General features: G+C 64.2%; 8 protein-coding genes. 3 read left to right on the top strand and 5 right to left on the bottom strand.

Going from position 1 to position 11,347, the window contains the following annotated elements:
- Positions 1-280 precede the first annotated feature (280 nt).
- Complete coding sequence (locus AC1DN0_RS14105) at positions 281-1,216, bottom strand: aldose epimerase family protein (RefSeq protein ID WP_477145793.1); 936 nt, start codon at positions 1,214-1,216, stop codon at positions 281-283.
- A gap of 277 nt (positions 1,217-1,493) precedes the next feature.
- Between AC1DN0_RS14105 and AC1DN0_RS14100 the strand changes: the two genes are divergently transcribed.
- Positions 1,494-1,979 carry a cupin domain-containing protein gene (locus AC1DN0_RS14100; RefSeq protein ID WP_477144291.1) on the top strand — a complete coding sequence of 162 codons (486 nt, stop codon included), beginning with the start codon at positions 1,494-1,496 and terminating at the stop codon, positions 1,977-1,979.
- Between the two features lie 46 nt (positions 1,980-2,025).
- Here AC1DN0_RS14100 and AC1DN0_RS14095 read toward each other — a convergent pair whose 3' ends face one another.
- Complete coding sequence (locus AC1DN0_RS14095; RefSeq protein ID WP_477145792.1) at positions 2,026-3,240, bottom strand: polyhydroxyalkanoate depolymerase; 1,215 nt, start codon at positions 3,238-3,240, stop codon at positions 2,026-2,028.
- Between the two features lie 481 nt (positions 3,241-3,721).
- On the opposite strand from AC1DN0_RS14095, the gene AC1DN0_RS14090 reads away from it, so the two are divergent.
- The gene (locus tag AC1DN0_RS14090) at positions 3,722-4,378 is read left to right on the top strand and encodes a glutathione S-transferase family protein (RefSeq protein WP_477111668.1); all 657 of its coding nucleotides are present in this window, start codon (positions 3,722-3,724) and stop codon (positions 4,376-4,378) included.
- A 72-nt stretch (positions 4,379-4,450) separates the two neighbouring features.
- On the opposite strand, the gene AC1DN0_RS14085 is transcribed toward AC1DN0_RS14090, so the two are convergent.
- From AC1DN0_RS14085 to ubiD, 3 genes are all read right to left on the bottom strand, one after another.
- Positions 4,451-6,475: an acetoacetate--CoA ligase gene (locus AC1DN0_RS14085; RefSeq protein WP_477111667.1), complete on the bottom strand. Its 2,025-nt coding sequence runs from the start codon at positions 6,473-6,475 to the stop codon at positions 4,451-4,453.
- A gap of 5 nt (positions 6,476-6,480) precedes the next feature.
- Positions 6,481-7,815 carry an RNA-guided endonuclease InsQ/TnpB family protein gene (locus tag AC1DN0_RS14080; protein ID WP_477111666.1) on the bottom strand — a complete coding sequence of 445 codons (1,335 nt, stop codon included), beginning with the start codon at positions 7,813-7,815 and terminating at the stop codon, positions 6,481-6,483.
- Positions 7,816-8,049: 234 nt separating this feature from the next.
- On the bottom strand, positions 8,050-9,579 hold the full coding sequence (gene ubiD, locus AC1DN0_RS14075) for a 4-hydroxy-3-polyprenylbenzoate decarboxylase (protein ID WP_441624869.1): 1,530 nt from the start codon (positions 9,577-9,579) through the stop codon (positions 8,050-8,052).
- 631 nt (positions 9,580-10,210) lie between these two features.
- On the opposite strand from ubiD, the gene AC1DN0_RS14070 reads away from it, so the two are divergent.
- Positions 10,211-11,269, top strand: a complete 1,059-nt coding sequence (locus AC1DN0_RS14070) for a transglycosylase SLT domain-containing protein (protein WP_477111665.1) — start codon at positions 10,211-10,213, stop codon at positions 11,267-11,269.
- The last annotated feature ends 78 nt before the right edge of the window (positions 11,270-11,347 follow it).

The raw sequence follows: 11,347 nt of genomic DNA, 5'->3' as shown, positions 1-11,347 counted from the left end.
CAGGGGCGATGGTGTTACGGCAAAACGCCCATGCGCACCTTCCTCGACTCGCTGGAACTCGCCAAGGAGAAACTGATCCCGCATTGAGTCGCGCTTCTCGATTCAACAGCCCGACTATCTGTCAGATCGAGTCCCAGCTAATACATGATTCGCTTGTGCTTGATTTCGTCGCCCCCTCTCGAACTAGGTCATGGCAGTGCCCCGAGGCCACCGCTTTGGTGTCGGCCAACCACTCGGTAGCGCTTTTTCCYAACCTTGCCGCTTGGGCGGCGCGCTTGCGCTATCGCTCCAGCCGCAACTGGCAAATCGCCGCCTCTTCCTGGCCCGGCGCGAGCCAGCGCAACCCCATGCCGTGGTGGATAGCATTTGGCAGGCCGAGCCAGGGCTCTACGCAGTAGTAGTCGGCGTCGACGTGCTCCGACCATGTGGTGACGGCGAACCACGGTACGCTGCCAGGCGGGTCCAGGTCGATCACCAGCTTGCGGCCCTGAGGGGCAGCGGCGTTGGGCGGCATCGCCAGCGCACAGGCGCGCGGCGCGGCAAGCCGCGGCTGCAGGACGTGGAAGGTGTCTTGCAGGCGCAKGTCATCGAGCCGATACGCCGCGGCACCTGGGCCGCTGGATGCCGGCGAGCCATCCGCTCGCTGATGCATCAGGGTCGCGGCCGGCATGGCCAGCCCGGATGCCCCGCGCGCCTGGTTAGCGAGCGCGAAATAGAAATGATGGCCGGCGTAATAGGGCAGCGGCTGTGCACCGGCATTGCGTGTGCGCAGCGTGGCTTCGAGCCCGTCTTCGAGCAGGCGGTAGGCGACCTCGAAACTGAAATCGAACGGGTAGGAAGCGCGCGTCGCATCCGAGGCTTGCAGCTCCATGGCAATGCTGCGTCCCGGCTCGTGCCGCGTGACCGCGAAGGGCAGGTCGCGCGCAAAACCGTGGTTCGGCATGGCGCGCACGGCGCCGCTGGCGTCTTTCCAGGCGCCCTGCGCACCGTCGGCGAAGTGCCTGGCGATGAAGGGGAATAGCAGGGGATTTCCACCGCGAACGCGGGCGGGCTGGGACCAGTCGGCGTTGTCCGGCCAGTAGAGCATGTCCTCGCCGCGATGTACCCAGCGCACCAGGCGGCCGCCGAACTGCGGGGCGAGCAGAAGGAAACTATCTTCGTTTCCGACCCGGATCAATGCCTGGCCCTGGAAGCGGGTATGGGAAAGGGGTTGCATGCAGAGGTTCCGGCGAATGCATATCGCTGCATCATAGCCGCCATTGCGTTGTCCGCGTGGGCGTGCCGCCGGCCGGGCGTCCGGGATGCATAATCATATGGCACCGGCCCGGTGCCGGGCCGGTACGCAGCGCCCCCGGCAAGTGCATGCGTGGCATGCCAGGTCCCCGGCGCATGCCACGCGCAGCGGACGGTGCTCCACATTCAACTGGCCCGCTGGTGGCGTGAATGTTGCGTCGCAGCGCAGTGCTTTTCCCCCCCAGCGAAAGGAGCTTGTCATGGCCGAGTCCCTCAACAAGTCCAGCGCGCCCGCCGGCGATCCCGCCGCGGACTCCACCCCGACGAAGTTTTCCCACGTGCGCTCGCAAGACACCGCCTTCGTCGACCAGGGTTTGCGCGATTTTTTCCTCTATCGGGATCTTGGCATTGCCGAGGCCACCGGCGGCAAGCTGCTGGTGCAACTGGTCAAGGCCAACCAGCCGCCCGAGCAGGGCACAGGCTGGCATCGCCATGAGGCGCAGTTCCATGTGGTGCTGATGCTCAAGGGATGGGCGCGCTTCATGTACGAGGACAAGGAGACGCTGGTGGCGACCGGCGATTGCGTCCATCAGCGCCCCGGCATCACCCACTACCTGTTCGATTACTCGCCGGACATGGAGTACCTGGAGATCGTGGGGCCGGCCGACTTCGGTACGGTCGAGGTGGAAGGCCCATGCGCGGTGCCCGCGGTGACACCGTGGCCGAAGGACCGCGACGCCGCCTAGCCGGGCTGCCCTGGAAGCGCGGGGTGCGCTCACGGGCTCGCGCGTTTCATGCGCTCATGTGTACGGCGTTGCGCACCAGCGGATAGACCTGCGTTTCCCAGCGCTTGCCGTTGAATACGCCGTAGTGGCCAACTCCGGTTTGCACATGGTGCATGCGCATATAGGGACGCAGGCTGCCGCACAGTTCCTGCGCGGCCATGGTCTGCCCGATGGCGCAGATATCGTCGCGCTCGCCTTCCACAGTGAGTAGCGCCGTGYGGTGGATCGCGTTCGTGTCCACGCGGCGCCCGCCCACTTCAAGCTGGCCCTGCGCCAGCAAGAAGCGCTGGAACACCATGCTCACGGTTTCGAGATAGAACTCCGCGCTCAGGTCCATGGTGGCGAAGTATTCCTCGTAGAACACCTGGATCGCATCGGCGCGGGCGTGATCGCCGTGGGCGCGAAGGTCGTAAAGATCGCGAAACGCCTGCTGGTGGCGTTCATGGTTCATGCTCATGAAGGCGATCAGCTGCATGAAGCCGGGATAGACGCGGCGCATCGCGCCGGCGAAACGCAGCGGCACGTAGCCGGTGAGCGAATTCTCGAACCATTCGATGGGCTGGCTGGTGGCGAGCTCGTTGACCTTGGTCGGGTTGATGCGCGCGTCGATGGGGCCGGCCATCAGGATCAGGCTGGGCGGCTGGGCAGGGTCATTGTCTTCCGCCATCAGGGCCACCGCGGCCAGCGCCGCCACGGTGGGTTGGCAAACCGCCATCAAGTGCGTGCCGCCGCCGAGGACGTGGAGAAAATCGATCAGGTGATAGACGAACTCGTCAAAGCCGAAGCGCCCGTGCAGCAACGAGACGTCGCGCGGGTTGTGCCAGTCGGTGATGTAGACGTCGTGGTCGCGCAACATGGTCTGCACGGTGCCCCGCAGCAGCGTGGCAAAGTGGCCCGACATCGGCGCCACCAGCAACACGCGCGGCTGGCCGGAGACGCCATGCTTGCGAAAGCGCAGCAGCGAGCAGAAAGGCGTGCTCGCGACCACTTCCTCGGTCACCTGTAACGGCGTGCCGCTTACGGCGACGCTATCAATGCCAAAGGCCGGGCGATGATGCGTCAGCCGGCTCAGCGCGAGCACTTCGCAGGCGGCGCGCGTGGCGCGCATCGGCTCGCATCCCGAGAGCCGCGAGTTCACTGCCAGCGCCGACGCCACGAGGTCGGCGACGCTGCAGGCGGGGTGCATAAGGTCCGCATAGCTCTGGTACACCTGGTACAGCATGGCTCACCCCTTTTTATGCGTTGGCCTCATTAGCCGCAATATGCGTGCCACGGCGATGTGGCTGGCATGAGGCTTGCGGGCTTGCCCGTATGGTGCAACGGGGTGACCTGTTCTGGTTCGTTTGCGGCGAGAGCGCCGCGCATGGGCGAAGCTTGCTGGCCTTTGCCAAGATCGCCGCCTCTTGCTGGTGCGGCGCGTTGCACCGTGCCAGTGCGGCGCCGCTGGAGCGCGTCGGGGCATGAGCAGCCGCTTGCGATGTGCGTGTTCGTCATGTGGGTCGACTACCCCCGGTAGCCTGGCGAAGTACGTAGGCGCAATACAAATGTCATCGCCATGATGTAGTACAAATTCATAGTAGAAGCAGCAAGCGCAAAGCACATAGCACGACACTGCACCGAGAGATACGGGCGCACCGTTCACTGGCACACACAACGGCATTCGCCCGCCATGCAACGGCTTTTCCAGGTGGCAAGGAGGCGGGATGGCAAGGACGACACTGACCATCAGCAGCAAAACGTATTCTTCATGGTCCCTGCGGGGCTGGCTGCTGGCCCGGTTCGCGGGACTGGAGTTTGAAGAAGTGCTGGTACCGCCCGACGACGCCGCGGCGCGCGCGGAAATCCTGCTGCTGTCGCCCTCCATCCTCGTTCCCCGGTTGCTGCATCAGGGCGTGACGGTGTGGGATACGCTGGCCATTGCCGAGTATCTCAACGAAGTCAGTCCCAAGGCCGGCCTGCTCCCGGAGGAGCGCGCAGCGCGCGCGCATTGCCGCGCCATCTGCGGAGAAATGCACTCAGGCTTCGCTGCCATGCGCTCGGCGCTGCCGATGAACCTGAAGGGGCACTTTCCCGGCTTCAAGGTGTGGTCGCGCGCGCAAGCCGACATCGACCGCATTACACAGATCTGGACCGAGTGCCTCACACAGTATGGCGGCCCTTACCTGTTCGGCGAAAAACGCACTATGGCCGATGCGATGTATGCGCCGGTGGTGACGCGCTTTGTGACCTATGGGGTTATGCTGGATCCCGCGCCGGTGGAATACTGCAAGCAGATCCTGGCGATGCCGGAGTTGCAGGAATGGATCGCGGACGCCAGGAAAGAGCCCGATGAAATCAGCGAGCTGGAAGTGGAGTTCTGATTCGCAGGCGCTGGGGATGAAAAAGGAACGGGCAAAGAAGAAGAGGGTGCGCCAGGGCGCACCCTCATTGTTTTACACCGGCGCGGATTCGCTCGCGCGCGCCGCGAGAAAATGCTCGGCGTAGGCAAAGTACCAGTCCAGCGTCTCCGGGTTGGCCATGGCATCGCGATTGGCGATCTTGTCCGGAGCGTGGCCCAGCAGCAGCTTCTTGACCGGCACTTCCATCTTCTTGCCCGACAGCGTGCGCGGCACGCCGGGCACCTGCAGGATCTCGTTCGGCACATGGCGGGAAGACAGCGCGCTGCGGATGCGCGCGCGCATGATGTCACGCAGCGCATCGTCGAGCACCACGCCTTCGCGCAGCACCACGAACAGCGGCATGTAGGAGTCGCGGCCGAGGTACTCGAGATCCACCACCATGCTGTCGAGCACTTCCGGCAGATCTTCCACCACCCGGTACAACTCGCTGGTGCCCATGCGGATGCCGTGGCGATTGATGGTCGCGTCCGAGCGGCCGTAGATGATGGCGCCGCCATGCGCGGTGATCTTGATCCAGTCGCCGTGGCGCCAGACGCCGGGATAGGTATCGAAGTAACTGTCGCGGTAGCGCTTTCCGTCGGCGTCGCCCCACAGGAACAGCGGCATCGACGGCATCGGCGCCGCGCAGACCAGTTCGCCCACCTCTTCGGTCAGCGCGTGGCCGGCTTCGTCGAAGGCTTCCACTTTTGCGCCCAGGCAGCGGCACTGCATCTCGCCCGAGTAGACTGGCAGGATCGGGCAGCCCGCCACGAAAGAGCCTGCGAAGTCGGTGCCGCCGCTCATGGGCGCCAGCCAGATGTCGGCGCGCACGTGGCGGTAGATCCAATCGTAGGCTTCTGCAGGTAGCGGCGAACCGGTGGAGCCGAGCGCGCGCAGCCGGGACAGGTCGGCCAGGCGGGCCGGCTCGATGCCCGCCTTCATGCAACTGGTGAAGAACGCTGCGCCGGCGCCAAAGGCGGTGACGCCGGCGGCATCCACGAAGCGCCACAGCACCCCGGCGTCGGGCCAGACGGGGTTGCCGTCGTAGAGCGCGATGGTGGTGCCCAGCAGCAGCCCCGCTACCTGGGCATTCCACATGATCCAGCCGCTACTGCTGTACCAGTGGAAAACATCGTCCGGCCCGAGATTGTTGTGGAAGGCCATGAGCTTGAGCTGCTCGATGACGATGCCGCCGTGGCCGTGCACGATGGGCTTGGGCATGCCCGTGGTGCCGGAGGAGTAGACGATCCACAGCGGGTGGTCGAACGGTACCGGCTCAATCGCCAGCGGCACGCGATGTGCCAGTACGTCTTGCCACGCGTGGCGGTGCAGGCCGGGCGGCAGCGGGATCGTGCCTTCGCCGGGATTTCCCGCTGGCACCAGCACCAGGTCCGTGAGCGAGGGCAGGGCGGCGGCCAACTCGGCCAGTATCGGTGCACGGTCGTATGCCTTGCCGCCGTAGCCGTAGCCGTCCACGGCGATCAGCACCTTGGGTTCGATCTGGCGGAAGCGGTCGATCACCGCCACCTGCCCCATGTCGGGCGCGCAGCCCGACCAGATCGCGCCGAGGCTGGCGGTGGCCAGAAAGGCGACGACGGCGGCGGGGATGTTCGGCAGGTAGCCCGCCACGCGATCGCCGCGGGTGACGCCCATTTCGCGCAGGGCGTGCGCCAGCGAGGCTACCTGTTGTTCGAGCGCGTCCCAGCTAAGGTCCGTGACTTCAACGGATTCGCCGGCGTAGCGGATGGCCGCGCGCTGGCGGGCCGCGCCGCTGCCGGCATGGCGGAATACCTGCCGCACATAGTTCAGGCTCGCGCCCTCGAACCAACGCGCGCCGGGCATGGCGGCATTGCCGAGCACGCGCGCGGGCGACGTGTCGAAGCGCACGTCGAAGTAGGCGCGGATGGCGTCCCAGAAGGCCTCCAGGTCCGTCACCGACCACTGCCATAGCGCGGCATAGTCTGCGAAGGCGAGGCCGCGCTCGCTTTCCAGCCAGCGCATGAAGTGCGCGATGCGGCTTCCGTCGCGAAACGCCGGCGACGGCGTCCACATCAATTTTCCTTCTTCAAGGGTGGTCATGTCTGCTATGAAAAACGTGCGCAAATGTTCGCGTCGTTTCCTTCCCGCCCCGAGGCTCCTTGCTGGCCGACCTCGTCTCTGACGGACGTAACTTTCCCGTCTGCGATTGGCGACATGCCTCTCGCAGTGCGATTCGTTGCCGAATCACTCGCCACGGGTAGCGCAGTTTCGGTTGCGAGCCGTTCAAGGTTGATCGCTGCGTTGTGATCGCGGTCATGACTAATGCCGCAGGCCGGGCACACGACGCGACGCTCGCTAAGCGCAAGCTTGTTGAGCTTATTGCCACAGCAGGACATCAGTTTACTCGACGGAAACCAGCGATCGGCAAACACAAGGTGCGTGCCGTATCTCTTCGCCTTGTATTCCATTTGCCGGCGAAACTTACTCAGCCCCATGTCCGATAGTGAGCGTGCAAGACGCTCATTCTTGAGCATACCGCCGACGTTGAGATCCTCCAGGCCAATCGCTTGGTTTTCGCGGCATAGCCTGGTGGTTGTCTTGTGCAGGAAATCCTGCCTGATATTAGCGACGCGGGCGTGCAGGCGCGCCAGCCGTGCAGCACTGTCGATCTGGCCGGAAGACCGCGCCGGCTGTGGTTTGGCGTTCGGACGTAGCGGCCCAATGAAATCTCGGCTGAATGCCGCGCGCCCTGGCTTCGCCATCTCAATCTTCCGGAAAAGGCGTCGAGACCGAATCCGCAGGCGCCGTAGGGCTGCTTTCAACGGCTTTGGGCCCTCGAACGCTTCCCCCGTCGAAAGTGTGACGGCCGATTTGATCCCAAGGTCCACGCCAACCACGCCATTGCCGGTGCGCGGGACGAACGCCACTTCGTCCGCCACCTCTACCTGGACTGAGATGAACCAACGATCGGCTCGTCGGCTCACGGCGGCGCCGATTACTCGCCCGGGGAACCGCAGCGCCTCCCGCATGGCAACCCGCCCAATCAATGGCAGCACAACCGACTGTCCGTCAAACCTTACCTTATCGTTGGCGACGTAGAATCCGTCCTTGCATTGACCTTTCTTCTTGAACCTGGGGGCATGCGCTTTTATCCCCGACTTAATGTCAGAGAAGAACTTCGACCAGGCCTTTGATAGATTAGCGAATGGTTGGGCGTGCGCGTCACGATGGATGTCGGTCATCCACGGGTACTGCTGATACTTGATGGCGTTAAAGGACTTCTTCAGCGCCATTGCGCTCGGCTTACCACCGGCCGCGCGTTGGCGGTGCCATTCTGCCAACGCCCAGTTCCATACGAAACGCGCGCACCCAGCCGCCCTCACGAAGTAATCGACTTCGCGCTGGCTGGTCACAAGTTCGATCGTATGGGCTAGCAGCATTGGCAGCGGCCTTTGTGTTCCTTGTCGCGGCTTAAGAGCGCACGCTGGGCGTGCACAATTATGCACCTATCGGCACGTTCACGCTATCTGGAGACCATCTCCTCCCCGGATCAGTCTGCGCGGACGTGCGGATGGGTTGCGATGCGATGCATGTGCGATGCATGGCGATACGAGTTGGGGCCGCGCAACTCGTATCGCCACCCCGGAAAACGTGATCTTACATGCAGTCCGCCATCACGCCTTGGACCGGGCCTCGAACAGCGAGTCCCAAAGGCCATCGACGCGTGCCTTGACGGCGGCATCCATCTGGATCGGGCGGCCCCACTCGCGGGTGGTTTCGCCGGGCCATTTGTCGGTGGCGTCGATGCCCATCTTCGAGCCCAGCCCGGATACCGGCGAGGCGAAGTCGAGATAGTCAATCGGCGTGTTCTCCACCAGCACGGTATCGCGGGCGGGATCGACGCGCGTGGTGATGGCCCAGATAACTTCCTTCCAGTCGCGCACGTCGACGTCGTCGTCCACCACCACGATGAACTTCGTATACATGAACTGGCGCAGGAAGCTCCAGACSCCGAACATCACGCGCTTGGCGTGGCCGGCGTAYTGCTTCTTCATGCGCACCACSGCCATGCGGTAGCTGCASCCCTCGGGCGGCAGGTAGAARTCSGTGATTTCCGGGAACTGCTTYTGSAGCAGSGGCACGAAGACYTCGTTMAGCGCCACGCCMAGCACGGCCGGCTCGTCGGGCGGCTTGCCAGTGTAGGTGGAGTGGTAGATCGGATCGCGCCGCATGGTGATGCGGTCGATGGTGAAGACCGGGAACCAGTCCTGCTCGTTGTAATAGCCGGTGTGGTCGCCGTACGGACCTTCCAGCGCGTGCTGGTAGCCGGAAGGGTGGTTCGGGTCGGGCTGGATATGGCCTTCCAGCACGATCTCGGCCGAAGCCGGGACGCTCAGTTCGGACAGCGTGGGCGTGATGCAGCCGGCCAGCGCGGTGCGGCTGCCACGCAGCAGTCCAGCGAACTGGTATTCCGACAAGGTGTCCGGCACGGGCGTGACGGCGCCAAGGATGGTGGCCGGGTCCGCACCAAGCGCCACCGCGATCGGGAATGGCTTGCCGGGGTTGGTCAGCGCATGCTCGCGGAAGTCCAGCGCGCCGCCGCGATGCGCCAGCCAGCGCATGATGACCTGGTTGCGGCTGATGACCTGCTGGCGGTAGATGCCCAGGTTCTGCCGCTTCTTGTGCGGGCCCTTGGTGATCACCAGGCCCCAGGTGATCAGCGGCGCCGCGTCTTCCGGCCAGCATGTCTGGATGGGCAGGCGCGCCAGGTCCACGTCATTGCCTTCCCAGACCACCTCCTGGCAGGCCGGGCTACCGACACGCTTGGGCGCCATGTCCCACACGGACTTGGCCAGCGTGAACAGCTTGCCGGCTTCGCGCAGGCCGCGGGGCGGTTCGGGCTCCTTGAGCGCCGACAGGACACGGCCGATATCACGTAGATCGGCCAGGCTTTCGGCGCCCATGCCCAGCGCCACCCTGCGTGTCGTACCGAACAGATTGGCCAGTACGGGGACGCTATAACTCTGTCCAGGCCTCCGGGGATCGCTCGGGTTTTTGAACACGACTGCCGGTCCGCTTGCCCGCAACAGCCTGTCGCAGATTTCGGTCATTTCGAGGTTGGGCGACACCGGCGCATCGATCCGTTTCAGTTCGCCAAGGCCTTCCAGCTGGCCGATGAAATCGCGCAAGTCGTTGTATTTCATAGTGAATTCTAGTGGTGTACAGGCGACGGAGCGCGCCTGTCCTGGCAAGTCATATGCTTCTATCTACACATTGGTGCGATGAGGCGCAAAAAAATCATCCTCATTTGCATCTCCAAATTGTAAATTTTTTGACACCGCCGCGGTCGGCCGCGATGGCCTCCATGCATTGCCAGTGCTGACTTTCCCAGAATCGGGGGGTGGTGAAAGTGCGTCAAAGAGCCTTGTTACATATAACCAAAAGATTGGTTAATTGAAATTGTTATTCTTGACGATGTATAAAAGGGTTTCTACAATCCGTTTCTGCTCGTTGGAGTGTTGCGGTGCAGCACATTTTTTTGCGCCCTGTCAAGGGGTTAGTGAAGAATCATCCATATCCGATCATATGAGCGGATCCGTCAGAGCAGGACGGGTCCGGTCGATCGCCCCGGCGCTGGCCGGGTGCTTTGAGTAGTTCGCGGCAGGGCAGGCTCCCCCAAGAGCCTACCTTGTTTCTCGTTGGGCGCATGGGGAGCGCTCACCAACAGGTGCTGGACGTCATTGCTAGGCGGCGCGGCATCCTTACTTGAATACGCGGTCAACGGACGTGCGGCGCAACAACGCGGCGCGAAGCGGACGGCGGATGGAGGTAAGTATGAGTGGTTGGAAAACCCTTCATCTTCCCGGAGTCGGGCGGGCATTGCAGGTCCGTTTCAGACAACCGGTACCCGGAGTGAATCGGGCATTGCAGGTCCGCCTCGCGCATCCGGTCGCTGGCCGCGCCTTACGGAGCGGTCGCGCAACATTGAAATATGCCCTGAACAGTCTCGGGGTGTTGTCTGCAGTCGCAGCTGTATCGCTATCGGTCAGCCAGGAGTGGCGTACGGCCCTCGCTGGCGCGCTGGCCGGCGAGGAAGCGCCCGCGGTACTGATGGAAGCGGCGGTGCCTGCCAGTACGGCCGACGTGGCCGCGGCCAAGATCGGTCTGGCGCCGGCCAAGCCCGTGGGTCTGCCCACGGTGTCCGGCACCGACGACTGGGGCCAGCCGGCCGGCAAGGTGCCCTCCGTGGCCCACCTGGCCGCGCAGATCCCGGCGCAGCGCGTGGCGCTGGATGCACGCAACCCGGCTACGCTGGGCAGCGCGCGCGAGCAGGCAGTCGTGGCTGAGTACATCGCACGCAAGTACCGCGTGGCGGCGCAGGCAACCGCGCAGCTGGTGAAGGCCGCGTACCTGACCGGGCGTGAGGTTGGCATTGATCCGCTGCTGATCCTGGGCGTGATCGCCATCGAGTCCAGCTTCAACCCGTACGCCGAGAGCGGCGTGGGCGCGCAGGGCCTGATGCAGGTGATGACCAAGGTCCACCAGGACAAGTACGAGGCCGTGGGCGGCGTGGCAGCCGCGCTCAACCCGTACGCCAATATCAAGATCGGCGCGCTGGTGCTGAAGGACTGCATCGCCCGCGCGGGTTCGCTGGAAGGCGGCCTGAAGTACTACGTCGGCGCAGCGACCACCAACACCGACGGCGGCTATGGGGCTAAGGTGCTGGCAGAGCGTGCCCGCCTGCGTCAGCTGCCGGGCGTACGCAGCGTCACGGCTGAGCCCGTGGCTGCCAAGCCGGAAGTGACTACCGACGCCAAGTCGCAGGCAGAGCACCATCAAGGTACGGCCAGCGACAAGCTGGAAGCCGCCGGGAACGTGCCGAGAAGCGCCTGATACGCACCGGCGGCGGCCTGGACGGCTGCTGCTTGCCGGCACGCGCGAGAAGGCGCCTCCGGGCCCGCCAGGACAAGA

The sequence above is a fragment of the Cupriavidus sp. 05N39 genome (assembly GCF_056397325.1).
Note: the sequence above shows the minus strand (reverse complement) of the source record. Positions and strands in the feature narration are given on the sequence as shown.